Origin of the sequence: Salinisphaera sp. PC39, assembly GCF_040361335.1 — a bacterium.
Classification (GTDB): Bacteria; Pseudomonadota; Gammaproteobacteria; order Nevskiales; family Salinisphaeraceae; genus APNM01.
In genome coordinates this window covers 1-24780 of sequence record NZ_APNM01000007.1, presented here as the reverse complement: position 1 = coordinate 24780, position 24780 = coordinate 1, and the positions used below count along the sequence as shown (strand labels likewise).

General features: G+C 67.6%; 19 protein-coding genes and 1 tRNA gene. 13 read left to right on the top strand and 7 right to left on the bottom strand.

What is annotated here, in order from left to right; translation table 11 throughout:
• Positions 1-40: 40 nt before the first annotated feature.
• Positions 41-1219 (bottom strand): acetyl-CoA C-acyltransferase, encoded by a 1179-nt coding sequence (locus tag PC39_RS08200; RefSeq protein WP_353252896.1) that lies wholly within the window; start codon positions 1217-1219, stop codon positions 41-43.
• Positions 1220-1379: 160 nt separating this feature from the next.
• The gene (locus PC39_RS08195) at positions 1380-3479 is read right to left on the bottom strand and encodes a 3-hydroxyacyl-CoA dehydrogenase NAD-binding domain-containing protein (RefSeq protein WP_353252895.1); all 2100 of its coding nucleotides are present in this window, start codon (positions 3477-3479) and stop codon (positions 1380-1382) included.
• A 187-nt stretch (positions 3480-3666) separates the two neighbouring features.
• On the opposite strand from PC39_RS08195, the gene PC39_RS08190 reads away from it, so the two are divergent.
• The 9 genes from PC39_RS08190 (at position 3667) to PC39_RS08150 (ending at position 14724) form a co-directional block, all read left to right on the top strand.
• Positions 3667-4728, top strand: coding sequence for an AraC family transcriptional regulator (locus PC39_RS08190; protein WP_353252894.1), 1062 nt, complete (start codon positions 3667-3669; stop codon positions 4726-4728).
• A 108-nt stretch (positions 4729-4836) separates the two neighbouring features.
• A complete protein-coding gene (locus tag PC39_RS08185; RefSeq protein WP_353252893.1) occupies positions 4837-5361 on the top strand; it encodes a sigma-70 family RNA polymerase sigma factor in 525 nt (174 codons plus the stop codon).
• A gap of 64 nt (positions 5362-5425) precedes the next feature.
• The gene (locus PC39_RS08180) at positions 5426-6430 is read left to right on the top strand and encodes a FecR family protein (protein WP_353252892.1); all 1005 of its coding nucleotides are present in this window, start codon (positions 5426-5428) and stop codon (positions 6428-6430) included.
• A 134-nt stretch (positions 6431-6564) separates the two neighbouring features.
• Complete coding sequence (locus PC39_RS08175; RefSeq protein WP_353252891.1) at positions 6565-9333, top strand: TonB-dependent receptor; 2769 nt, start codon at positions 6565-6567, stop codon at positions 9331-9333.
• Between the two features lie 26 nt (positions 9334-9359).
• Positions 9360-11999: a PKD domain-containing protein gene (locus tag PC39_RS08170; protein ID WP_353252890.1), complete on the top strand. Its 2640-nt coding sequence runs from the start codon at positions 9360-9362 to the stop codon at positions 11997-11999.
• Between the two features lie 134 nt (positions 12000-12133).
• The gene (locus PC39_RS08165; protein ID WP_353252889.1) at positions 12134-12736 is read left to right on the top strand and encodes a biliverdin-producing heme oxygenase; all 603 of its coding nucleotides are present in this window, start codon (positions 12134-12136) and stop codon (positions 12734-12736) included.
• Between the two features lie 49 nt (positions 12737-12785).
• Entirely contained in the window at positions 12786-13454 is a 669-nt protein-coding gene (gene exbB / locus PC39_RS08160) for a tonB-system energizer ExbB (RefSeq protein WP_353252888.1), read from the top strand.
• Positions 13451-13873, top strand: a complete 423-nt coding sequence (gene exbD, locus PC39_RS08155) for a TonB system transport protein ExbD (protein ID WP_353252887.1) — start codon at positions 13451-13453, stop codon at positions 13871-13873. Before exbB ends, exbD begins: the two co-directional genes overlap by 4 nt.
• Positions 13870-14724 carry an energy transducer TonB family protein gene (locus tag PC39_RS08150; protein ID WP_353252886.1) on the top strand — a complete coding sequence of 285 codons (855 nt, stop codon included), beginning with the start codon at positions 13870-13872 and terminating at the stop codon, positions 14722-14724. Before exbD ends, PC39_RS08150 begins: the two co-directional genes overlap by 4 nt.
• 54 nt (positions 14725-14778) lie before the next feature.
• Here PC39_RS08150 and PC39_RS08145 read toward each other — a convergent pair whose 3' ends face one another.
• From PC39_RS08145 to PC39_RS08130, 4 genes are all read right to left on the bottom strand, one after another.
• Positions 14779-15606, bottom strand: a complete 828-nt coding sequence (locus PC39_RS08145) for a DUF4198 domain-containing protein (RefSeq protein WP_353252885.1) — start codon at positions 15604-15606, stop codon at positions 14779-14781.
• 38 nt (positions 15607-15644) lie between these two features.
• Positions 15645-16166, bottom strand: coding sequence for a DUF2271 domain-containing protein (locus PC39_RS08140; protein WP_353252884.1), 522 nt, complete (start codon positions 16164-16166; stop codon positions 15645-15647).
• Positions 16167-16179: 13 nt separating this feature from the next.
• Entirely contained in the window at positions 16180-16761 is a 582-nt protein-coding gene (locus PC39_RS08135) for a PepSY-associated TM helix domain-containing protein (RefSeq protein WP_502950867.1), read from the bottom strand.
• Between the two features lie 62 nt (positions 16762-16823).
• Positions 16824-18842 carry a TonB-dependent receptor domain-containing protein gene (locus tag PC39_RS08130; RefSeq protein WP_353252882.1) on the bottom strand — a complete coding sequence of 673 codons (2019 nt, stop codon included), beginning with the start codon at positions 18840-18842 and terminating at the stop codon, positions 16824-16826.
• A 302-nt stretch (positions 18843-19144) separates the two neighbouring features.
• Between PC39_RS08130 and PC39_RS08125 the strand changes: the two genes are divergently transcribed.
• Positions 19145-19513 (top strand): YbaN family protein, encoded by a 369-nt coding sequence (locus PC39_RS08125; protein WP_353252881.1) that lies wholly within the window; start codon positions 19145-19147, stop codon positions 19511-19513.
• 75 nt (positions 19514-19588) lie between these two features.
• Positions 19589-19665, top strand: a tRNA-Val gene (locus PC39_RS08120).
• Between the two features lie 234 nt (positions 19666-19899).
• Here PC39_RS08120 and uvrB read toward each other — a convergent pair.
• On the bottom strand, positions 19900-21933 hold the full coding sequence (gene uvrB, locus PC39_RS08115; protein ID WP_353252880.1) for an excinuclease ABC subunit UvrB: 2034 nt from the start codon (positions 21931-21933) through the stop codon (positions 19900-19902).
• A gap of 122 nt (positions 21934-22055) precedes the next feature.
• Between uvrB and PC39_RS08110 the strand changes: the two genes are divergently transcribed.
• Together PC39_RS08110 and PC39_RS08105 are read left to right on the top strand one after the other, a co-directional pair.
• Positions 22056-23237, top strand: a complete 1182-nt coding sequence (locus tag PC39_RS08110; protein WP_353252879.1) for a pyridoxal phosphate-dependent aminotransferase — start codon at positions 22056-22058, stop codon at positions 23235-23237.
• A gap of 84 nt (positions 23238-23321) precedes the next feature.
• Positions 23322-24587, top strand: coding sequence for an APC family permease (locus PC39_RS08105; protein ID WP_353252878.1), 1266 nt, complete (start codon positions 23322-23324; stop codon positions 24585-24587).
• The last annotated feature ends 193 nt before the right edge of the window (positions 24588-24780 follow it).

Here is a 24780-nt window from a genome sequence, read left to right as displayed (position 1 = left end):
TCCCGGTGAGGCTCCGGGGCGGGCGACGGCCGCGTCGGGCTCAGGCCACCTCGAACAGGCCGGCGGCGCCCATGCCGCCGCCGATGCACATGGTGACCACGACGTACTTCTCGCCGCGGCGCTTGCCCTCGATCAGAGCGTGGCCCACCAGGCGCGAGCCGGTCATGCCGTAGGGATGGCCCACGGCGATGGAGCCGCCGTTGACGTTCAGGCGCTCGTCGGGGATGCCGAGCTTGTCGCGGCAGTAGATCACCTGCACCGCGAACGCCTCGTTGAGCTCCCACAGACCGATGTCGTCGACCTTGAGGCCGGCCCGGTCGAGCAGGCGCGGCACCGCGAACACCGGCCCGATGCCCATCTCGTCCGGCTCGCAGCCGGCCACGGCGAAGCCGCGGAAGATGCCCAGCGGCTCCAGGCCGCGCTGCTCGGCCAGCTTGGAGTCCATCACCACGCAGGCGGAGGCGCCGTCCGAGAACTGGCTGGCGTTGCCGGCCGCGATCACGCCGCCGGGGAGCGCCGGCCGGATCTTGGACACGGCCTCGTAGGTGGTCTCCGGGCGGATGCCCTCGTCCTGCGAGACCGTGACCTCCTTGGTACCGAGACGGCCGGTGGCCTTGTCGGCCACGCCCGCGGTCACGGTGATGGGCACGATCTCGTCGTCGAACTTGCCGGCCTCGCGGGCGGCGGCGGCGAGCTGCTGGCTGCGCGCGCCGTATTCGTCCTGCTGCTCGCGCGGGATCTTGTAGCGCTCGGCCACGGTCTCCGCGGTCCGCAGCATGGGCCAGTAGATTTCCGGCTTGTGCTCCTGCAGCCAGGACTCCATGAGCATGTGCATGTTCATCTCGTTCTGGACGCAGGAGATGGATTCCAGGCCGCCGGCGACCATCACCGGCACCTGGTCCACCAGCACCCGCTGCGCGGCCATGGCGATGGTCTGGAGCCCGGACGAACAGAAGCGGTTGACGGTCACGCCGGCGGTGGTCACGGGCAGGCCCGCGCGGATCGCGGCCTGGCGGGCGATATTGCTGCCGGTGGCGCCCTCGGGGTAGCCGCAGCCCATGATCACGTCCTCGACCTCGGCCGGGTCGACGCCGGCGCGCTCGACGGCGTGCTTGATGACGTGCCCGCCCAGGGTGGCCCCGTGGGTCATGTTGAAGGCGCCGCGCCAGGACTTGGTCAGCGGCGTGCGTGCAGTGGAAACGATGACGGCATCGCTCATGAAAATCTCTCCTTAATTACTGAACCACAGAGGCACGGGGACACAGAGGAAAAAAGCAGCGGGTACAAAGACATGAAGCTTTCGCCATTCGTGTCTTTGTCGTTAATCATCTTCCCGCTTCTCTGTGACTCTGTGCCTCTGTGGTTAAAAATTCTTCGCCTCAGGCCGAGCCGGTCAGGGTCTTGCCCTCGCCGGACAGCTTCACCAGTAGTGGCGCGGGCCGCCAGAACTCGCTGTCGGTGAACGGGTTCTCGGCGAACCGGCGCATGCGGCGGACCACCTTGAACAGCCCCACCGTGTCGGCGTAGAGCATCGGACCGCCGCGGTGCAGCGGGAAGCCGTAGCCGTTGAGGTAGACCATGTCGATATCCGAGGCCCGCTGGGCGATGCCCTCCTCGAGGATGCGGGCGCCCTCGTTCACCAGCGCGAAGATCAGGCGCTCCACGATCTCGGCGTCGGGGATCTTGCGCGGCTCGATGCCGGCTTCCTTGCGGTAGTCCTCGATCAGCTTGGTGACCTCGGGATCGACCTTGGGGGTGCGGCCGTCGGGGTAGTCGTACCAGCCCTTGCCGGTCTTCTGACCGAACCGGCCCTGCTCGCACAGGCGATCGGCGATCACCTGGCGCGGCATGTCCGGGTTCTCTTCGTAGTGGCGCTTGCGGATGTACCACATGACGTCATTGCCAGCGAGGTCGCCCATGCGGAACGGCCCCATGGCCAGGCCCCACTTCTCGACCGCCTTGTCGATCTGGTCGGGGGTGGCGCCCTCGTGGACCGCGGCCATGGCCTCGGCCACGTACTTGTTGAGCATGCGGTTGCCGATGAAGCCGTCGCACACGCCGGAGACGACCGCCACCTTCCGGATCTTCTTGGCCAGCGTCATGATGGTGGCGAGCACGTCCTTGGCGGTCTTCTCGCCGCGCACCACCTCCAGCAGACGCATCACGTTCGCCGGGCTGAAGAAATGGGTGCCGACGACATCCTGCGGACGCTTGGTGAAGGCCGCGATCTTGTCCACGTCCAGGGTCGAGGTGTTGGTGGCGAGGATCGCGCCCTCCTTCATCACCTCGTCCAGGGTCTCGAAGACCTGCTTCTTCACGTCCATGTCCTCGAACACCGCTTCGATCACGATGTCGGCGTCGCCGAGGTCGGCGTATTCGAGGGTCGGGGTGATCAGGCCCATGCGCTCCTCGACCTGGGCCTCGGTCAGACGGCCCTTCTTCATGGAGCGCTCGTAGTTCTTGCGGACGGTGGCCAGGCCCTTGTCCAGGGCCTCCTGCTTCATCTCCAGGATCGTCACCGGGATGCCGGCGTTGAGGAAGTTCATGGTGATGCCGCCGCCCATGGTGCCGGCGCCGATCACCGCGGCCTTGCGGATATCACGGGTGGGCGTGTCCGAAGGCACGTCGGGAATCTTGGCCGCGGCGCGCTCGCCGAAGAAGGCGTGGCGCAGCGCCTTGGACTCGTCGCTCTCGATCAGCTCGGCGAACAGCCGCCGCTCCTCGGCCAGCCCCTTGTCGAAGGTCGAGGCGTAGACGCCGGCGGCCACCGCCTCCAGGCAGTTCAGGGGCGCCGGGAACGGGCCGGCCGCCGCGCGCACGGTATTGCGGGCGAAGCCGAAGAAGCCGTCCGGGTTATCCAGTGTCAGCGGCAGGTCGCGGACCCGCGGATGGGCGCCGCCCTTGTCCGCCGCCTTGCGCGCGAAGGCCGTGGCCGCCGCCGCGAGATCGCCGTCCGCGATCTCGTCGAACAGCGCCGTGTCCTTGAGCTTGTCGGCCGGCACGATGGTGCCGGACACGATCATGTTCAGCGCGGTCTCCACACCCACCACGCGCGGGAAGCGCTGGGTGCCGCCGCCGCCCGGCAGCAGGCCGAGCTTGACCTCGGGCAGCGCGATCTGGGCGTCCGCCAGGGCCACGCGGTAATGGCAGCCCAGCGCCAGCTCCAGGCCGCCGCCCATGCAGGCGCCGGAGATCGCGGCGATCACCGGCTTGGCGCTCTCCTCGATCACCTCGATCACGGTGTTGAGGTGGGGTTCGGCAGTGGCCTTGGGGGTATTGAACTCGCGGATGTCGGCGCCGCCGGAGAAGGCCTTGGGACCACCGATCAGGACGATGGCGCGGATGGCCTCGTCGCCGTTGGCGCGGTCGATCCCGGCCACGATCTCCTGGCGCAACTCGTGGCCGAGACCGTTGACCGGGGGGTTGTCCATCTCGATGACGGCGACACCGTCATCGGCGCGATACTGGCTGACACTCATGGGTTCTCCTGTCGATATCGTGGCGCACCGGCCCGCGCGTGGCGCGCGCGGGCGATCCTTCGTTCAGAGGTCTCGTTCTGTCAATCCGACAGTGTCCACAACGCGACCGCCATTGTCATTGGCCGTCAAGCCGGGCGGTGGTAATCTCCCCGGTCAACCAGCCATCGGGAAACGGGACAGCGTTCTGGTGAGACCGGACCTGCGGGACCAGGGCGACGAGGCGCGCCTTTGCTACCTGGCGATGCGGGAAGCCGGCATCGACGCCGACACCGTTTTCCAGCGCGCCGGCCTGCGGCCAGAGCGCCTGGCCGACCCCGACCTTACCTTCTCGCACGCCGCCCAAATCGAATTCTGGATCGCCGCCGAGGCAGTCAGCGGCGATCCCGACGTGGGCCTGACCGTAGGCGAGCACATGCGGCCCCGGAGCGGTCATGTCCTGCAGTATCTGTACCTGACCAGCCGCGACTTCGGCACCGGTATCGACCGCGCCCTGACCTACCAGAGGCTGCAGTCGGACGCCGCGAACAACCGCCTGGGCCGCGACCGGCACGGCGCCTATCTCGCGATCCGGTCGCGCGAGCCCCGGGTCAACCGCGCCCGGCACCTCATGGAATGCCACGTCTGCGGCACCATCGCCTTCTTCCGCAGCGTCACCGACGACGAATTCGCGCCCACGCGCATCGAATGGATGTGCGAACCGCCGGCCGACGTGGCCCGGCGCGAACGTTTCTTCGGCTGTCCGGTGATCTACGGCGCCGCCGAGAACCGGCTGTACTTCGACCCGGCGCTGCTCAAGCGGCGCTCCCGGCACGCCGAGCCCGAGCTGTTCGAGATCACCGAGCGCATCGCCCGCGAGCGCCTGGAGCGCATCCGCCACCGCGACTTCGTGGAGCCGGTGCGCCGCGCCATCGGCGAGCTGCTGCCCGCCGGCAAGGCCGACCTGGAACGGGTCGCCGAGCGCCTCAACCTGTCCCCGACCCAGGTCCGCGCCCGGCTGGTCTCCGCCGGCACCAACTTCAGCCGCGAGCTCTCGCGCCACCGCCGCCGGCTGGCCTGCGACCTGCTGGCCGACACCGACACCCGGATCGAGGACATCGTCCGGCTCACCGGCTTCTCCGAGCCCAGCACCTTCTACCGCGCCTTCAAGCGCTGGAAGGGCGAGACCCCCGTGCAGTACCGCGAGCGCATGCACGCGGCCGCCGCCCGGCGTCGCGCCACCCGTCGCGAACGCCATACCGCCGGCGCCTGATCCTAATTGAAAATCATTCTCAAATAATCTACGCTCTCAACCCGCTGCCCTCTCCGGCAACCCCGTTGTCCGGATGCGGCATCCCCGAACGACCCCAGTGGCAGTGCGGTGAGACAGCGCAACGGCAACCTCAAGATTTACCTTGCACACCGGAGCGCATTGATCGACTACGTCACGCCCATTACCGGCTGTCGATCACGTGCCGAGGATGTGGTGCAGGACGCCTATTTTCGTTTCGTGCCCGACGAGACCGAACGCCCGCCCGCCGAATCGGCGGCATACCTGTATCGCATCGTGCGCAACCTGGCGCTGGACCTAGTCCGGCGACTGTCGATGGAGAAACGGCACCGCGAGGCGAACTCGGCCACGTGGTTGATACCGGCCGAGACCCCCGACCCGGCCCAGCTCACGCTGCAGCGCTCGCAACTGCGTCAGGTTGCCGGCATCCTGCGGGATCTGCCCGAGCGCAACCGGGTGGCCCTGGAAATGCACCGTTTCGGCGGTTTCACGCTGGAAGGTATCGCGGCGCATCTGGATGTCTCGGTGCCCACGGCACATCGCCTGATACGGCAAGCCCTGCTCCGGATCGCCGAGGATCTGGACGCCGATCCCGGCGACACCCGCACCCGTTGAAAAATTTCCGATGATCGCTCGTTTCTGATAGAAGCGCGGCATATCAACCCGAAAGCAGACACGAATGACCGCAGACAGGCCCGAGGCGGAAAGCGATCCGCTTCTGCAAGAAGCATTCGACTGGCTGATCCGCGTGCAGACGGCGCCGGAGGATGCCGCCTTGCGGCGGGCCCTGGACGATTGGAAAACCACCGATGAACGCCATGCCGAGGCTTGGCGGCGGGCGACCCGTGTGTGGGACTTGGTCGGCGAGGTGCCGCCGGATATCGACCGCTGGCCCGCCGCCCCGGCGACCGCGGCCGTGCGGCCCCGCGCCCTCCGCGCCCCGGCCAGACCCCGCCGGCGACGTGCCGTCCGCCGTATCGCGACGGCCGCATCAACCGCCCTGGCGGCATGCCTGATCGTCGCTCTGTGGTCGGTCGTACAGCCGCACTTGACCGCGGACCATGCCACCGGCATCGGCGAATCCCGGCAGATCACCCTGGATGACGGCAGCGTGATACATCTCGGGGGCGACAGCGCCATCCGTACCGACTACGACGGTGCGCGCCGACACGTGCGGCTGCTTGAGGGACAGGCCTTTTTCCAGGTCACGCCCGATCGCGACCGGCCCTTCGTCGTATCCACGGACAAGCTCGACGTGACGGTCCTCGGCACGGCCTTCGACGTACAGGCCGGTGAGCGTCACTACGCCGTGAGCGTGGCCCACGGCACGGTGGCGGTGAGCTACCGCGACACGGTCGACGAACAGTTGCACGGCGGGCAACAGCTCCGCATATCCCGCGCTGACGGCACCGCCGCCATCGACGCCATATCGCCCGACAACGTGGCCGCCTGGCGGCGGGGCCGGCTCTTCGTCAACGACCGCACCGTCGCCGATGTCGTCGAAACGCTGGAACGCTACTACAGCGGCCGGATCCTGATCGTCGACGACGACCTGGCGACCCGGCGCGTGACCGGCAGCTACAATCTTCGCGACATCGATCTAGCCCTGACGGGCCTCGTCCAGCCGCACCACGGCCAGATACTTGAGATCACGCCGTTCCTGCGCATTCTCCGCAACCCGTGATCTGACCCCATTCCGCCCCGCCACGCTGCCCGATCCGGAGAGCGTGAAAAAAACCGTCCCGCCGTTCGTTTCTCCCACAAGAAGCGAATGCTTCGCATTTGCATTTTGTGCGGATTCGAGTCGGAGAACACCGCATGGCGGGAAACGGGACAAGCTACGCAGATGGTATCGGTCGGGCCCTGACGGCATTGGTCGCGGCGCTCGTGATGGCCGTCACGCCGACGCCCGGCGACGCACAACCCGACGGCTCGCAGTCACGGCCATTCGATATCCCGGCTCAGCCCCTGCCCGATGCCCTCGGCGATTTCGCGCAACAATCGGGATTGCAGGTCAGCGCCGAGGCATCCCTGACCTCCGACCATCGCTCATCGGCCGTTTCCGGCACCTTCACGCCGGAACGCGCGCTGGATCTGCTGCTCGCCGGCACCGGATTGCAATGGCACTGGTCCGGAAACGATACCGTCGTGCTGCAAGCCCGACCCCGGGCCGACGACGCACTCGTACTCGCGCCCGTTCGCATCGAGAGCGCGGCCCCGAGCACCGGCGAGGAGCGCCCTTACACCACGGCGGGTTCATCCAGCCATATCAGCCGCCGGGAGATCGAACGCAATCGCGGCATGTCCGTGGGCGACATCTTCCAGGGCACCACCGGCGTGCTGGTGGCCGAGAACCGCAACAGCGGCGGTCTCAACGTCAATATCCGCGGCATGCAGGGCCAGGGGCGCGTCCCGGTGCTGGTCGACGGCGCCCGCCAGGAAACCACGGTCTACCGCGGTTACGCCGGCGTCACCAGCCGCAGCTACATCGATCCCGACCTGGTCGGCGACATCGAGATCGACAAGGGCCCGAGCATGGGCCCCCACGGCACCGGCGCGACCGGCGGCGTGGTCAGCATGCAAACGCTCGACGCCGACGACATCGCCAAACCGGGCAAGACCTGGGGCGTGCGCCTGCGCGGCGGCCTGATCGGTAACAACACGGGGTCCCCGGCGGCACCGGAGACGCCCTCCGGCTACGGCGTGGCGCGGGGTGGCTGGGGGTTCCTCACCAACAACACCTACCGCGTGGACTGCATCACCGATGTCTCGCTGTGCTCGGGCGAGCACGACATCGCCAATGTCTACGGCCCCGACGAAACCATGGACCGGCCGGACACGCTGGACCTGAAGGGCCACGCGGCCAGCCTGGCCGTGACCCGGCGCCTGCCCTGGGCGGACTTCGTGGCCGCGTACGCCCGGCGCAAGCAGGGCAATTATTTCGCCGGCGAAAACGGGCCCACGCCCACGCTGGATCTCTCGGAACGCTACGACCAGGGCTTTTATACCGAGGTACATCCCAGGATCGACGGCGCCTCCCGCTTCCGCGGCGGCGAGCAGATCGTCAACAGCAACTTCGACAGCGAATCCATCCTGCTCAAGAGCCGTTTCTATCCGGGCGACGACCACACGCTGGAATTCAGCTACCTGCGCTACGACAGCGACTACGGCGAGCTGATGCCCTCGCAACTGCTCTGGCTCGGCCGGGTGCGTCAGACCGAGCCCTCCCAGGTCACCGTCGACACCTATACCGGACGCTACCAGTGGCAGCCCGCCGATCTCGACTGGGCCGACCTGGAGCTCCAGATCTGGCACACCGACACCGAGAGCCTGAACAACGCCTATAGCGAGGAGATGATCGAGTTCCTCGGCGAACAGCCCGGCACCGAAATCTACCGGCGCTGGGGCGGCAACCTGACCAACACCATGCAGTTCCCGTCGTTGGGCGACCTCCAGGTCGAATACGGCGTCGCCTGGCAGCGTGAACGGGTGCGGCCCGAGGACGGCCAAATCACTCCGACATCCCCCATGCGCGACGGCGGGCGCGACGAGACCAGCGCGTTCACCGCCCTGAAGTGGACCTTCGTGCCCACGCTCACCCTGGACGCGGGCATCCGCTATACCCGTTTTCACGCGGAGGACGACAAGCCCATCTACATCCAGGACGAAGACAGCCCCTATTGCGAGGACCGGAACGACGACGGCGACTGCGACGACCTGTACAACGACAACCGCGATTCCGGCTACGCCCCCATCGCCAGCCTGCTCTGGGAACCGCTGGACGGCCTCCAGCTCTACGTGCAGTACGCCGAGGCCCTGCGCATGCCCAGCCTGTTCGAGTCGACCTCCGGCTTCTCCGTGGCCGCCACGCCGGACAGCGACCTGCAACCGGAGCACGCCAAGAACTGGGAAGTCGGCTTAAACCTCCTGCGCAGCCGGCCGTTCACCGGCAACGACGTGCTGCGGCTGAAGGCCGCCTACTTCCACAACCGGACCGAGGACTACCTCACCCGCACCATCCCCAATACCTGGGAAGACACGAGTGCCGGTTCGAACGCCGGGCTGTTCCGGATGCGCAACATCGACAGCGTCGAATTCAACGGCACCGAATTGACCGTGGAGTACGACACCGGCTGGCTGTTCACCAAGCTCGGCGGCACCCATTACTCCGATATCGAGACCTGCCACACCGGCAGCTACCGGCGCCAGCGATGCACCGACTACGGCATCGCCACCAGCTATGTGAACAACATGATTCCGCCCAACTGGGAGGCCAACGCCACGCTCGGCCTGCGCCTGTTCTCCGAGACCCTGGAACTGGGCACGCGGGTGAACTGGATGGGCGAACGCAACCGCGTCCCCGAATACAACAACCAGACCGAGGTCGGCCTGAGTTTCGCCCAGCCCATCCCGTGGCACGAATACACGATCGTCGACGCCTTCGTGGCCTGGACCCCGAACGACACCGTCACCGTCGACTTCAACCTCGACAACCTCACCGACGAGTACTACATCGACGCCCTCAGCCTCGGCATGGTGCCGGCGCCGGGGCGCACCGCGAGACTGAGCACGACCCTGCATTTCTAGAGCACCGCGCCATTCAGGAGAACAAAATGGTCACCGTTATCCGAACGTTACCGGCCCTGGCACTGCTGCTGGCCGTCACCGCCTGCGGCGGCGGCAGCGGCGGCGGGGGCGAAGACGACAACGCCGCCCGCCCCGTCGCCCGCGCGAGCGCCGACATCACCGAAGTCAACGCCGGCGAGGACACCGTCCGGCTCGATGGCCGCGAGAGCAGCTCCCCGAACGGCGACATCACGACCTGGGAATGGCGTTTCCTCGGTCAGCCCGAAGACAGCGAGGCCGACATCGACAACGCCGATTCGGACCAGGCCAGCTTCGAGCCGGACGTGCCCGGCGAATACGTCGTGCGCCTGATCGTCGGCGACGGCCGCGCCGAAAGCGCGGACACCCAGGACAGCCGCGTGACCGTCACCGCGGTCAACCCCGATCCGGTAGCGGTACTCGACGAGGAAATGGAATGGATCATCGGCACGGTCCAGCTCGATGGCTCGCGCAGCCGGCCGCCGGCGGGGGGCGACGAAAGCCAGTTGGTCTACCACTGGACCCTCACGCAGACACCGGAGGACAGCAGCGCCATTCTGGACAACGGCAACCTCGTCTATCCGCGCTTCAACGCCGACAAGACCGGCCAATACAAGGCACGGCTGGTCGTCGAATACAACGGCCGCGAGAGCGAGCCGGCGATCCAGACGATCGACATCCGCGAGGCCAACGCCGCGCCGATCGCCAGGATCGCCGAATTGGCCGCCCCCGTTCTGCTCGGCGACACCGTCAATCTCGACGGCTCGGTTAGCGAGGATGCCGACGGCGATCCGTTGCAATATCGCTGGCGGCTGCTGTCCGCGCCGGACGGCTCCGACACCGAGCTCAGCGACCCCACGACCGCCCAGAGCAGTTTCGTCGCGGACTCGCGCGCGGGCTCGGGACGATTCCGGGTCCAACTCTGCGTGTTCGATGGCACGACCCGCGACTGCACCGAGGAATATATCGAGTCCGAATTGCCGGACGGCGCGGCCAATACGCCGCCGGTCGCCGGCCTCCAGCCCAGCAACAAACGCACCTACGAAATGGAACGGGGCGCGGAGGCGACCATCCTGGCCGATGCCTATGACATCGACGGCGACGCCCTGAGCTTCGAATGGGAACTGGTGGACGCCCCGGACGGCTTCGACATCGGGGCCAACGGCCTGGAAGTCGGCTCATACTGCACAAGCACGTACTGCCCGGCCAGTTTCACCCCCACCAGGGATGGCGACTACGTGATACGTCTGACCGCCTCCGACGGCCAGGCGGAGGACACCGCCACCGCGACCTTCACCGCCCGGCTGGGCGCCAACCGGCAGCCGAGCGCCCTCGCGGACACCACCTCCGGCAACCCGACGACCCTCGTGGGCGAACAAATCACCCTGGACGGCGAAGGCAGTACGGACCCGGACGACAACCGCCTGAGCTACGACTGGGCCCTGGTCCAGCGCCCGGACAACAGCGAGGCCGTGCTGCAAGACGCGACCAGCGCGCATCCGACGCTCACACCCGACGCACCCGGCCCCTACATCGCCCGTCTCATCGTCACCGACGAACACGGCTCGTCTTCCAGTTACAGACCGGGCAACTCGTTGTACGAGGTCACGGTGCTCGCCAAAGGCAGCAACAACCCGCCCGTCACCCGCATCCAGCGCGCCGGGTATGGCTATCTCGCCGCCTTCCCCGACCGGCACGACGGGCACACTCCCGCCTTCGACACCGAACAGCCGTTCTTCATCGAGAACAAGACCGTCACGCGTTACGGGACGATACAGCGGGTGGACGACTTCACGTTGCGCGGCGACACCTACGACCCGGACGGCGACCAGCTCAGCCATCTCTGGACGCTGGTCGACGAACCCGACGGCAATCAGTTCGAATCCGCCACGCCCGAGAACGACACCGCCTACGATTGCGACTTCGCCGACGGCGAGCAGCAGGAACCCTGCCAGCAGGTCAGTCTGAGGCCGACCGCGAGCGGCACCTATGTGTTCCGCTATCAGGTCTACGACGGCAGCGATTTCGCCGGCCCGTACACCGCCACGGTGCATGCCGTCGCCGGCCGCGAGAACTATCCGACGCTGCTGCTGGAAGCGTTCGCGGGCTTCTCGTTCAACACCATCCCCGGCGAGGGGCGTCCGTATCAATACATTCCCACGGGTAGCGGCCGGGACTATATCTCGCAGTCGTTCTTCCCCCATGTCGAGACGCTTTCAGGGCGGACGGGCTCGCCCCACTCCGAGGTTGCCGGCGACCTGGAGAATCCCGTCACGATGAGCCAGGTGATCTATCTCACGGCGGCCGGCGGGGATTACACGTTCGACGTGGACACCCGGTCCGACGATGCCCGCTTCATCCCGAAGCTCACGGACACCACCAACGACCGGGAAATCACCGACGGCTATGTGCTCGCGCAGGGCGAGTCCATTCAAGTGGTGGCACAGGTCGAATTCCCCGACGGCGAACTGCCGCACACCACCCGTGAGCAGGCCGAGACGCTGGCACAGGACCTGAATGCCGCCAATATCCGCTGGACACTGAACGTACGGGAGCGGCCCGACTGGCGGATCGAATACGACGCCGATTTCGAAGACGGCCCCGTGTTCCTGCCCTCGGAAGTCGATTTCGGCAAGATCTGGCCGTGACCGACCCGGCCCGGAACGAATGCCATGTCGTTCCGGGCCTTTTTCGGACCGGCAACGTCGATCACCTCTGAAACGAACCGCTACTTCATTCGTTCTTTAGCCAAGAGCCCGCTACCGGAAAGGGAGAACCCCGGATGGCCACCGCGATCCAACACGATCCGTCCGCGACACCCCGCAGTACCCGCCTGACCGCGGCCACCGACGATTTGCACGAATACCTGCACACCCTGGTCGCCGATGCCGACCCGTTCGCCAGCCGCGAACGCTTCGGACTGTGGCTGTCGGCGCAATATCGCTTCCAGACCGACATCGAACCGCTGTACCGCCTGGCGGCCTTGCGGGACATCGTGCCGGACCTGGCCGCGCGCAGCCGCCTGAGCGCGGTGACCGCCGACCTCGCGGACCTGGCGTTGCCGCGACCGGAGATCGGCACCTCGACGCCGCCGGACCGGGACATACCGGCGGCGCTCGGTTGGCTGTTCGTGGCCGAGGGCTCGACCCTCGGCGCCGCCATATTGCTCAAGCGCGCCCGCGTCCTGGGACTGTCGGAAACCTTCGGGGCCCGCCACCTGGCGGCCGATCCGGCCGGCCGGGCCCGGCACTGGAAGCAATTCACGCGCGCGCTGGACAACCTGGAACTGGACGACGACGGGGAAAACCGCCTGACGGAGGCGGCCCGCGCCGCATTCAGACATTTCGGCGGCCTCCTGCGCGACACCTTCCGGTTACCGGCGTGAACCGCGCCGGATCCCGACATTCACGACAACCGTGCCGGATACCCAGACGATGAACGCCGACCTACCGCACGACCTATCCCCCTGGGGCATGTTCCTGGCCGCCGACATCGTGGTCCAGACCGTCATGCTCGGCCTGCTTTTCGCCGCCCTACTGACCTGGATCGTCTGTCTCGCCAAGGGCTGGGAGCTGGCCGTCGCCCGCCGGCAGACCCGACGCGCGCTGACCAATCTGCGCCGGGCCGCCCGCCTGGACGACGCGGGCGACGACGACGGCGGCCCGTTGCACCTGTTCTGCGCCACTGCCCGGCACGAACGCGACCACGCCGCCGATCTCGCGCCGGACGGCATCAAGGAACGCGTCGCCGCCAGCCTCGGCCGCGTCGAGGCCGCGCTGGGCCGGCGTATCAACCGCGGCACCGGGGTACTGGCCAGCATCGGCGCCACCGCCCCCTTCGTCGGCCTGTTCGGCACCGTCTGGGGGATCATGAACAGCTTCATCGGCATCTCGCAGGCGCGGACCACCAACCTGGCCGTGGTCGCCCCCGGTATCGCCGAGGCCCTGCTAGCCACGGCGCTCGGACTGTTCGCGGCGATTCCGGCCGTCATCATCTACAACGCCCTCGCCCGGGGCATCGCCGACTATCGCGCGCTGCTGGCCGACACCGCCACCGCCGTGCTCAACCTGCTGGGCCGGGATCTGGACCGAAACCGGCCATGAGCGCGCGGATCGACCACGGCGACGAGCCGGTCGCCGAAACCCACGAGATCAACGTCACCCCTTTCATCGACGTGATGCTGGTGCTGTTGATCATCTTCATGGTCGCGGCGCCCCTGGCAACCACGAACGTGCCGGTCGAACTGCCCGGCGCCAACGCCGAACCCCGATCCAGACCGGACCAGCCGATCGTGGTCACCCTGCAAGCCGATCTCGGCCTGTCGCTGGGAGAAAAGCCCGTCCGGCGCGACGCACTGGCCGCGGCCCTGGACGAGGCCAGCGGCGGGCACCGCGACGAGGCGATTTATCTCAAGGCCGACAAAAGCGTCGACTACGGCGACCTGATGGACTTGATGAACCGCTTTCGCGAAGCCGGCTACCTGAAAATCGCTCTGGTGGGTCGCGAACAAGACCGGCCATGAACGACCTGTTGGCCGACTGGACGACCGAGGCCGACTACCGTCAGCGTCGACGCTGGCTGCTCAGCACCCTCACGATCCTGGCATCGGGCGCGGCCGTGGCGGCGGCGCTGGGACGAATGCCGGCGCCGCCCGCGTCACCGCGACCGCCGGCGGCGGCCATGGTGATCGAATTGGCCCCGGCATTGCGGGCGCCGCGCCGGCCCGACACCCGCCCGGCCGACCAGCCGCAACGTGAAGCGCCCGAACCCACGCCGCCGGCGCGGGACACGCCGCCGCGACCCGAGCCACGACCGAAACCGGAACCCGAGACCGACCCGGCACCCGAACCGGCGCCGGCGGAAACCACCGACGCCGACCTGGAACCGCTACCCGAACAAGGCACCCCGGCCCCGGCCGAATCGCGACCGCCGCCCGCCGCGGCGCCGCAACCGAAAACCACCGAGACGACAACGCAACAAGCCCCGGCGCCGACCACCGCCGCGCCGTCCAGCCACCGGGCGGCCCCGGCGGAAACCGCGACCGCCCCCCGTCAAAGCGCCCCGTCACGCATGTCCAGCGCGACCCGGCTCACCTTCCAGCAACGCCTGCTGGCCTACCTGGAACGGCACAAACGCTATCCCCGCGCCGCCCGGCGCCGACGGCAACAGGGCATCGCCCACGTGCGCTTTACCATGAACCGGGCGGGCCAGGTCCTCGACGCCAGTCTGGAACGCGGCGCCGGCTTCGACATCCTCGACCGGGAAGCGCTCGCCCTGCTGGAGCGGGCCCAGCCGTTGCCGCGGATTCCCGACGAGATCGATCGCGACGAGTTGGAAATCGTCGTACCCATCGAATTTTCACTGCGCCGGTGAGCCCCACTTTCAGGCCGTGCCGGCCGGCATGGCCCCAGCGATGACTTCCGCCCCTCAGAGCGGCAACACCTCCAGCGTGGCGACATAGGTCAGACGCCGTTGCGCGGCGTATTCGCTGGAGACCCTGTCGTCGGACACGCCGGCTTCCAGCCAGTACATGCCGGCATGCGGCCAGGTCAGTTCGACCATGCCCTCGTCGTCGGTGACGAACTTCATGGTGCCGGGATCGTCGCGGTAGCGGGCACCGCCGGGCACCACCGTCACGTCCACCCCGGCGGCGGGCTCCCCGTCCACCAGCAACCGGAAGCGCGCGGTCTCGCCGGCATAGAGGTCGTTGGGATGGGTCTCGGGCACCAGCTCCAGGCCGCGGCCGGTGGGCTCGAAAACCTCGCGCGTCGGCGCCCCGGCGGTGACGAAGGTTTCCGCGCGGTTGATGCGTTCGGAAGCTCGCAGTTCCTCGGCATCGTCGGGGATATCCGTCGCGAACTCGTCGGCGGTGCCGAACCAGCGGCGATGCTCGCCGTCGATCCGGTAGCGGGCGAACAGGCCGTCGTCGACCACCGCGATCTTGTAGGTGCCCTGCTGTTCGATACGCAGATCGAAGACGCTGCGCAACTCGCCGGTGAAGCGGTTCGCGGGCTCGGCGCCGCCACCGTCGGGCGTCTTCACGCGCAGGCCGTTCAGGCCCATGGCGTTGTGGTTGAAATAGAACATGTCGTTGGAGCGGGCGGCGTCCACGGTAATCCAGTCGCCGTCGCCGGACAGCACCGTGGAAGACGGCAACAGCCAAAAGCGGTGCGCCTCGGCCAGGCCGGGCACCGCCAGCATCAACGCGAGAACCAGGGCCGCCTTGAGCGGGAATGCATTCGCATATCGTTTCATATCGCTTCTCTTGCCTCCTGAAACCATGGAAATCCGGGTCACGGGACGAGGTGCAGCTTGATCTCGCCCAGTTCGTCCTCGCCCCGGGTCTCAAGCGTGTGCGCGTCGCGTGGCGGCCAATGGAAATCGAGGCGCCGGACCTCGCGGCCGCCGACCTCGCGCGCGGCCTCCACCACGAGCCGGTAATCGCCGGGCGCCAGGCCGGACAATGCCCCGTCGCCGCTGTCAAACGTCAGCGTGTGTCGGCCCGGACGGCGGGTGGCGCCGGCCACACCGTCCACCGGCATATCCAGGCCGCGGCCGCTGCGGCGCCACCACTGACGCAGATCCTTGAGCCATTTCTCGCCCTCGCCGCCGTGGTGGTCGATCTCGTACCAGACCGCCAGGTTGGCGGCCACGGCATGGCCCTCGCCCTCGATCCAGAACGCGACGTAGGGCGGATGGTATTCGGCGACGCGCAAGCGCGGTATCTCGACCTCCACCCGCAGGGACGGCCCGGCCGCCTGGGCGACGCCCCAGACCAGGGCCGCCAGGGTCGCGACGATGACGGTCAAACGCATGTCCGGTGACTCCTCAATGCACGAACAACATCAATAAAAGCCAGGGCAGGATCAGCCCGGCCAGGGTGACCGGCCAGGTGGACGGCCGGTGGCGTGAATGCAGGAGCAACAGTCCCAGGCCGGTGGCGGCGAACACCAGGGCCGCGACCGCGAACACGTCGATGAACCAACGCCAGACGACGCCGGTATTGCGGCCCTTGTGCAAATCGTTGAGCCAGGCGATCCAGCCGCGGTCGGTGTGTTCGTACAGCACCCCGCCGGTGGCCCGGTCGATCGCCAGCCAGGCGTCGCCGCCGGGTTCCGGCAGGGCCAGATAGACCTCGTGCGGTCCCGACTCGGCCGCGGCCGTGCGCGCCACCGAAACGCCGCAGTTCGCGCGCAACCACTCGCGCACGCGCGACGGCAGCGGCGCGGCCCCCTCTTCGGGCATGCCGGCCAGTGCCGCGCGGGCGGATGGCGACAGCTCGACCTCGCAGGTGGTGACCACGGGATCGGCGGCGATCGCGCCCGCATGGTTCAGGGTGATGCCGGTCACGCTGAACAACACCAGACACACCAGGCACACGGCCGAACTGATCCAGTGCCATTGGTGCATCCGGCGCAGCCACGTCGCCCGCGCGGAGCGACGCGGCCGCCGCCGGTCCCGTGCCGCGGCGCTCAAAACGTGAAGGTGACGCCGGCGTTAAAGCGCCGGCCATCGATGACACGACCGTACTGCTGGGTGGTCAGATCCTTGTCGAAGACGTTGTAGATGCCGCCATACAGGGACACATGACCGGTCACGTCGTACTTGGTGCCGGCATCGACCACCGTGTAACCCGGCGATTCGCCGTCATCCGGTCCGCCCCGGCCGAAGAACTCGGTGCGTCCCCGGTAGCGGACCCGCGACCAGACCCGGGTCGCGGGCGTGGCCCGCCAGTTGATACCCAGATTGGCGCGGTGCTCGGGCTGGTTGTTCAGGGGGTCGCCCTTGTTGTCGCCGCTGAGCTGCTCGGTGCGGGTATAGGTATAACTGGAATCGATACGCAGGTTGGGCGCGATGGCATAGGCGAAGGTCACCTCGACCCCCTGCATCTCGGCCTTGTCGACATTCATGTACTGGTAAAGCACCTGGTAGAACTCGCCCTGGTACTCGCAGTGATAGCTGTTGTCGGGCAAGGCGGGGCAGATCACGGGCTTCTCGATCTTGTTGTCGTAGTCCGTGTGGTAGACGGTCAGGCTGGCGTCGATGCCGTCGTAGCCGGTCCAGTGCACCGCCGCTTCGTAGGTCAAGCTCTCTTCGGGCTCCAGATCGGAATTACCGATGTCCCGCCCGCCCGGACGGCTGGGACCGCCGCCGCCCTCGAGCCAGGCGGAATCGCCCTCCTTGAGGTCAGGCGTGCGATAGCCGGCGCTGACGCCGCCCTTGAAGGTGAGCTGCGGGCTATAGCTGTAAACACCGTAGACGCGCGGCACGAACTTGCTGCCGTAGTTCTCGTCCTTGACCCAGCGCGCGCCGGTGATCAGGGCGAACGGATCGGTGACGTACCACTCATCCTCGGCAAACAGGGCCACGTCCCAGCGCTCCAGGTTGGGCTTGCCGAGAGCGCGATCCGGGTTCTCGGTCTCCTGCACCCGGTAATGGGCGCCGACCGTGAGCACATTGTTCGAGAACGGGATCACCGTGGAGGTGTTCGCCATGCTGCGCTCGTAGGTGGCGTTCTGCGTCTCGTTCTCCATCTTGGCGTGTTGCACGTAGCTCTTGGTGCGCACCCCGCCGCCCCAGTCGATGTCATGGGTCAGCGACTGATGCCGGCGCACCCGCTCCAGCTCGATATCGGATCCCGAGGCGTCCTGGGAACCGACCGAGTCCTGGGTCGAGTAACCCATCTCCAGGGCGATCTGGTTGGCCCCGTTCGGCGTCCAGTTCAGCCTGGCCGCATTGCTCTCGCGGGTATAGTCCTGGTAACCGTCCTGGACCCGGTCCTCATCGCGATCGAAGCGCTCGCCGTAGAACGACAGCGCCAGCTTGTCGGAGACCAGCGGGCCGCTGAGATAGTAGTTCACCTGGTCGCTATCACCGGAGCGGTCGTCCTCCTGGATGATCTTGTCCAGCGTGAGCGTGCCGTTCCAGGCATCCGGCACGGGCTTGGTGATGATGTTGATCACGCCGCCCATCGCGTCCGAGCCGTAGAGGGAGGACATCGGCCCGCGGATGATCTCGATACGCTCGATCGCGGCGATCGGCGGCAACCAACCGAACTCCGAGCCGCTGCCGTAGCCGTTGTAGTAGGCCTGCTGGGAGGACTGCGGGATACCGTCCACGAGGATTTTGGTGTACTTGGGATCCCAACCGCGGATGGAAATCTGCTGGCTGCCGCCCTTGCCCGCGGCCCCCTCGTCCACATAGACACCGGGTACCGCCTGCAAGGCATCGGTGATATCGCGATAGGACTTGCCCTCAAGATCCTCGGCGGTGATCACGGACACGCTGGCCGGGGCGCTGGCGACATCCTTGGCCACGCCCGAGGCCGTGGTCGAGGTGACATTGATCTTCTCCAGCGATTGGGTCGGCGCGCTTTGCGCCGACGAGGCGGACTCGTCCGCAGTGGCTTCCTCCTCGATATCCGTCTGCGCAACGGCCGGCGCAGCGACCAGCACGGCGGCACAGAACACACTCCGAACAATCGTATTCATGGGCGCACCCTTACCCGGCGCCGCCCCTTCGGATCGCGCCCCCTCGAAAACGAACAACATCGATAGCTCCCTTATCCGACTCGTGTTTCCCGGACCGAGGCCGGGATGAGTCGCATATGCTAATGCAAATATTTATTAATTGGAATTGATATTCATTCTTATTCTTCGAGGACCCCCGACAGTGCGTGAACGATCGTCCCCCCGGATGCGGGCGGTCGCACGAGCACGGGAAGCGAGTTACCGTACAGTCCGTCTTCACAACCCCGGCTACCGTGCACCGCGTGGATAATCGCCCGCCAATCATGCGCCTGCCGCTCATGGCTTTCGCCGTGGCATGCGTGACGCTGGGCGTGATCGGCGTGTTCGTGCCCGGACTGCCGACGACGGTGTTCATCCTGATGGCCGGCTGGGCCGCGGCGCGCAGCTCACCGCGCTTTCATCGCTGGCTGCATGACCACCGCTTGTTCGGCCCCATGCTCCGGGACTGGGAGGCAGGCGGCTACGTAAGCCGCAAATCCAAGTGGAGCGCCGCCGTCACCATGGCCGTGTGCGCGGTCGTGCTGTTCCTGACCACGCCCATGCCGTGGGTGGCGGAGGCGGTCACGGGCCTGATGGCGGTGGTGCTGATCTGGCTCTGGTGCCGGCCGGAGCCGCCGGTTTCGCGATCCTGAGGGGTGGATGAGCCGACATCCCGGCCTCGGCCCATTGCCTGAGCACGCTCAGTCGGGTATCTTTCGCCTCCCTGCAGGCGCGTAGCTCAGTTGGTTAGAGCGCCACGTTGACATCGTGGAGGTCGGTGGTTCGAATCCACTCGCGCCTACCAAATCCCCAAGTTCGCCACGCACGGCTTCCCATAGTGCAGAGTCGTGGACGGTCGAACCACCGACCCTCCGGGTCGGAGTTGCGGCATCCTGCGGATGCCGTCCTTCGGACTCCCTTCGGTCGCGTCACGCGGCTGCGCCGCGCGGTCGAATCTGCCCGCGCCTACCAGTTTCCCTTTGATTCACCGTGCACGGCCCTTGCCCCGGCGAGTTGTGGACGGTGAGTTGTCGACCGCCTACCCGGACTGCGCCGGCAGCTCGAAGGCCGTCTCGCGAATCTTGTGGATCTTGTCGCGCAGGCGCGCGGCGTCCTCGAACTCCAGGTTCTCCGCGGCCTTGAACATCTCCTTCTCCAGGCGCTCGATCTCCTTGGCGAGCTTGGACGGCGACATGCGGGCGTAGCCGGCGGTGTCCTCGGCGACCTTCCGCTCGCGTTCCTCGGCGGTGTATTCCTCGTAGCCGTAGCGCATGACGTCGGCCACGGCCTTGCGGATGGTCTGCGGGGTGATGCCGTGGGCCTCGTTGTGGGCGAGCTGCTTGGCGCGGCGCCGCTCGGTCTCGTCGATGGCCCGCTGCATGGAGCCGGTCATCTGGTCGGCGTAGAGGATGGCCTTGCCGTTGACGTTGCGCGCGGCGCGGCCGATGGTCTGGATCAGCGAGCGCTCGGCGCGCAGGAAGCCTTCCTTGTCCGCGTCCAGGATCGCGACCAGCGATACCTCGGGGATGTCCAGACCCTCGCGCAGCAGGTTGATGCCCACCAGCACGTCGAACTCCCCCAACCGCAGGTCGCGGATGATCTCGCTGCGTTCGACAGTGTCGATGTCCGAGTGCAGATAGCGCACCCGCACGCCGTTGTCGTAAAGATATTCGGTCAGGTCCTCGGCCATGCGCTTGGTGAGGGTGGTCACCAGGACCCGCTCGCCCATCTCGTCGACCCGCTCGCGCACTTCCGAGAGCAGGTCGTCCACCTGGGTCTTGGCGGGCCGCACCTCGACCTCGGGGTCGACCAAGCCGGTGGGCCGCACCACCTGCTCCACGGTGTTGTCGGCGTGCTCCTTCTCGTACGGTCCCGGCGTCGCCGACACATAGATGAGCTGGGGCGCGATGCGCTCGAACTCGTCGAAACGCAGGGGCCGGTTGTCCAGCGCCGAGGGCAGCCGGAAGCCGTACTCCACCAGGGTTTCCTTGCGCGAGCGGTCGCCCTTGTACATGCCGCCGAGCTGCGGGAGCGTGACGTGCGACTCGTCCAGCACCATCACCGCGTCATCCGGCAGGTAATCGAGCAGACAGGGCGGCGGCTCGCCGGCCTGGCGCCCCGACAGATAGCGGGAGTAGTTCTCGATGCCGGAGCAGAAGCCGATCTCCTGGATCATCTCCAGGTCGAACATGGTGCGCTGTTCCAGGCGCTGCGCCTCCACCAGCTTGCCCTGGTCGCGCAATACCTTCAGGCGCTCCCGGAGTTCGACCTTGATCTCGTCCATGGCCGCGAGCATGCGCTCGCGCGGGGTCACGTAGTGGGTCTTGGGATAGATGGTCAGGCGCGGCACCTTGCGCTGTACGGTGCCGGTCAGCGGATCGAAGTAGGACAGCCGCTCGATCTCGTCGTCGAACAGTTCGATGCGCACCGCCTCGTCGTCGGCCTCCGCCGGGAACACGTCGATCACCTCGCCGCGCACACGGTAGGTGCCGCGTTCCAGGTTGGTGTCGTTGCGGGTGTACTGCAGCTCCGCGAGGCGCTTGACGATGTCGCGCTGGCCGATGCGGTCGCCCTCGTCCAGGTGCAGCACCATGGCGAAGTAGGCCTGGGGGTCGCCCAGGCCGTAGATCGCCGACACCGAGGCCACGATGATGGTGTCGCGCCGCTCCATCAGGGCCTTGGTCGCGGACAGACGCATCTGCTCGATGTGCTCGTTCACCGAGGAGTCTTTCTCGATGTAGGTGTCCGACGACGGCACGTAGGCCTCGGGCTGGTAGTAGTCGTAGTAGGAGACGAAATACTCGACCGCGTTGTCCGGGAAGAATTCCCGGAACTCGCCGTAGAGCTGCGCGGCCAGGGTCTTGTTGGGGGCCATCACCAGCATCGGGCGCTGCGCGCGCATCGCCACGTTGGCCATGGTGAAGGTCTTGCCGGAGCCGGTGACGCCCAGCAGCACCTGGTGCGCCAGGCCGTCCTCCAGGCCTTCCAGCAGGCCTTCTATCGCCTGCGGCTGATCGCCCGCGGGCGCCCAGTCGGCCGCGAGCCGGAAACCGGTCTCGGTGGTGTCGTTCATGCGTGCAATCGTGGGGGCGCCGGGCCCCGTTGGCAATGGCGGGTGCAATGGCAAGGGTCGTGGCGCATCCTTTATCATTGAGCGCCGTCCCGGCCCATTCTCAGCCCCCATAAGGATACGACGTGGCGATCAAACTCTCCCAGCGCGTCCAGCGCATCAAGCCCTCCCCCACTCTCGCCGTCACCGCCCGCGCGGCGGAAATGCGCGCCGCCGGACACGACGTCATCGGCCTCGGCGCGGGCGAGCCGGACTTCGACACCCCGGCCGCGATCAAGGAAGCGGCCAAGGCCGCCATCGACAAGGGCGCCAGCAAGTACGCCCCCGTGCCCGGCACGCCGGGCCTCAAGGCCGCGGTGGTCGAGAAGTTCAAGCGCGACAACGGCCTCGACTACGAGCCGGACCAGGTCCTGGTTTCGGTCGGCGGCAAGCAGAGCTTCTACAACCTGTTCCAGGCGCTGCTGGACGACGGCGACGAGGTCGTCATCGCCGCCCCCTACTGGGTCTCCTATCCGGCCATGGTGCAGCTCGCCGGCGGCGAGCCCGTGATCGTCGAGGCCGGCATCGACGCCGACTTCAAGATCACACCCGAGCAGCTCGAGGCCGCGCTCACGGACAAGACCCGCTGCGTGGTCCTGAACAGCCCCTCCAACCCCACCGGCAAGGCCTACACCAAGGCCGAGCTGGCGGCGCTGGGCGAAGTGCTGGTCAAACGCCCGGACGTGCTCGTGGCCACGGACGACATGTACGAGCACATCCTCTGGACCGACGAGGGCTTCTGCAACATCGTCAACGCCACCCCGGCGCTGTACGACCAGACCATCGTGATGAACGGTGTCTCCAAGGCCTACGCCATGACCGGCTGGCGCATCGGCTACGCCGCCGGCCCCAAGGACCTGATCAAGGCCATGAGCAAGATCCAGTCGCAGTCCACCTCGGGCGCGACCACGGTCTCGCAGATGGCCGCCGAGGCGGCCCTGACCGGCGACCAGCAATGCGTCGCGGACATGGTCAAGGAGTTCAAGAAGCGCCACGACTTCGTGGTCGCCGCCCTCAACGACCTGCCGGGCGTGCGCTGCCTGCCGTCGGACGGCACCTTCTACAGCTTCCCGGACTTCTCCGAGGCCATCGCCCGCCTGGACGGCGTGGACGACGACGTCGCCCTGTCCGAGTACCTGATCGAGAAGGCCGGCGTGGCCCTGGTCCCCGGCTCCGCCTTCGGCGCCCCGGGCTACGCACGCCTGTCCTACGCCACCAGCATGGAGAACCTGGAGAAGGCCCTGGAGCGCATCGCCGGCGCCCTCTGATCGTTTGCCCCCTCAAGCTAATTCTTGTCCCCTCTCCCCCTTGGGGGAGAGGGTTGGGGTGAGGGGGAACAAAGAGAGCCCAACGTGCAGCACCGCCCCCTGACCCGCACCCTGGGCACCCCCGGCGCCGTCCTCCTGGGCCTGGGCTCGATCCTGGGCACCGGTGTCTTCGTCAGCATCGGCCTGGCCGCCGGCGTCGCCGGCCCGTTGCTGCTGCCGGCCATCGCCCTGGCCGCCCTGCTGGCCCTGTGCAACGCCCTCAGCTCGGCCCAGCTCGCCGCCGCCCATCCGGTGGCCGGCGGCACCTACGAATACGGCTACCGCTACCTGTTCCCCGCCGCCGGCTTCACCGCCGGCTGGATGTTCGTCTGCGCCAAGAGCGCCTCGGCCGCCACCGCCGCCCTCGGCCTGGCCGGCTACGCCCTGCACGCATTCGGGCTCGACGGCACCTGGCTGGCACCGGCGGCACTGGTCGTGGTCGCCCTGCTGACCACGCTGGTGGCCGGCGGCATCCGCCGCTCGGCGCGCGCCAACGCCGTCATCGTCGCCGCCGTGCTGACGGCCCTGGTGGCATTCGTCCTGGCGGGCCTGCCGGACGCCCTCGCCGGCACGGCGACCGCGCGAACGGGCGACGCCGGCGCGAGGGGATTGCTGCACGCGACCGCGCTGATGTTCGTGGCCTATGCCGGCTACGGCCGCATCGCCACACTCTCCGAGGAAATCCGCGAGCCGGCCCGCAACATCCCGCGCGCCATCGTCCTCACCCTGGCGATCACCGCCGCCGTCTACCTGGCGGTGGCGGCGGTCGCCCTGGCCGCCGGCGGCGCCGACATGCTGGCGGCGGCCGCGCGGACGGACGCCGCGCCCCTGGAAGCGGTGGCGAGGGGTTTCGGGATACCCGGCATCGTCGGCGTGGTGGCCGCCGGCGCCGTGATCGCCATGCTCGGCGTCCTGCTCAACCTGCTCCTGGGCGTGTCGCGGGTGATGCTGGCCATGGGCCGGCGCGGCGACCTGCCCGCCCCGCTGGCCCGGCTCAACGCCGCCGGCACCAGTCCCACGGTCGCGGTCTGGGCGACCGGGGCACTGGTCGCGGCCCTGGCCGCGAGCGGCAGCGTCGCCGGCACCTGGAGCTTCGCCGCCTTCACGGTGCTGATCTACTATGCCCTCACCAACCTCGCCGCCCTGCGCCTGCCCGCGGCCGACCGGCGCTACCCGCGCGCGTTCGCCTGGGCGGGCCTCGCCGGCTGCCTGGCCCTGGCCTTCTGGGTCGAGCCCCGAATCTGGGCCCTGGGCCTGTCCCTGATCGCCCTGGGCCTGCTCTGGCACCGCTGGCGGCAGCACCAACCCTGATATCCCCTCTCTCCTCTGGAGGAGAGAGTCCTGGACCTCTTAACCCTCTCCCTCTCTGGAGGAGAGGGCCTTAAATCTCTTATTCCCTCTCCCCCTCTGGAGGAGAGGACCCTAAATCTCGTATTCCCTCTTCCTCTCTGGGGAGAGGGCCTTAAATCTCTTATTCCCTCTCCCCCTCTGGGGGAGAGGGTTA

Coding starts and splice junctions, on each gene's coding strand:
- exbD (WP_353252887.1), top strand. CDS start 13,451: ATGAGCGCGCGGATCGACCACGGCGACGAGCCGGTCGCCGAAACCCAC.
- PC39_RS08150 (WP_353252886.1), top strand. CDS start 13,870: ATGAACGACCTGTTGGCCGACTGGACGACCGAGGCCGACTACCGTCAG.
- PC39_RS08180 (WP_353252892.1), top strand. CDS start 5,426: ATGACCGCAGACAGGCCCGAGGCGGAAAGCGATCCGCTTCTGCAAGAA.
- PC39_RS08170 (WP_353252890.1), top strand. CDS start 9,360: ATGGTCACCGTTATCCGAACGTTACCGGCCCTGGCACTGCTGCTGGCC.
- PC39_RS08135 (WP_502950867.1), bottom strand. CDS start 16,761: ATGCACCAATGGCACTGGATCAGTTCGGCCGTGTGCCTGGTGTGTCTG.
- PC39_RS08165 (WP_353252889.1), top strand. CDS start 12,134: ATGGCCACCGCGATCCAACACGATCCGTCCGCGACACCCCGCAGTACC.
- exbB (WP_353252888.1), top strand. CDS start 12,786: ATGAACGCCGACCTACCGCACGACCTATCCCCCTGGGGCATGTTCCTG.
- PC39_RS08195 (WP_353252895.1), bottom strand. CDS start 3,479: ATGAGTGTCAGCCAGTATCGCGCCGATGACGGTGTCGCCGTCATCGAG.
- uvrB (WP_353252880.1), bottom strand. CDS start 21,933: ATGAACGACACCACCGAGACCGGTTTCCGGCTCGCGGCCGACTGGGCG.
- PC39_RS08200 (WP_353252896.1), bottom strand. CDS start 1,219: ATGAGCGATGCCGTCATCGTTTCCACTGCACGCACGCCGCTGACCAAG.
- PC39_RS08175 (WP_353252891.1), top strand. CDS start 6,565: ATGGCGGGAAACGGGACAAGCTACGCAGATGGTATCGGTCGGGCCCTG.
- PC39_RS08125 (WP_353252881.1), top strand. CDS start 19,145: ATGCGCCTGCCGCTCATGGCTTTCGCCGTGGCATGCGTGACGCTGGGC.
- PC39_RS08145 (WP_353252885.1), bottom strand. CDS start 15,606: ATGAAACGATATGCGAATGCATTCCCGCTCAAGGCGGCCCTGGTTCTC.
- PC39_RS08130 (WP_353252882.1), bottom strand. CDS start 18,842: ATGAATACGATTGTTCGGAGTGTGTTCTGTGCCGCCGTGCTGGTCGCT.
- PC39_RS08140 (WP_353252884.1), bottom strand. CDS start 16,166: ATGCGTTTGACCGTCATCGTCGCGACCCTGGCGGCCCTGGTCTGGGGC.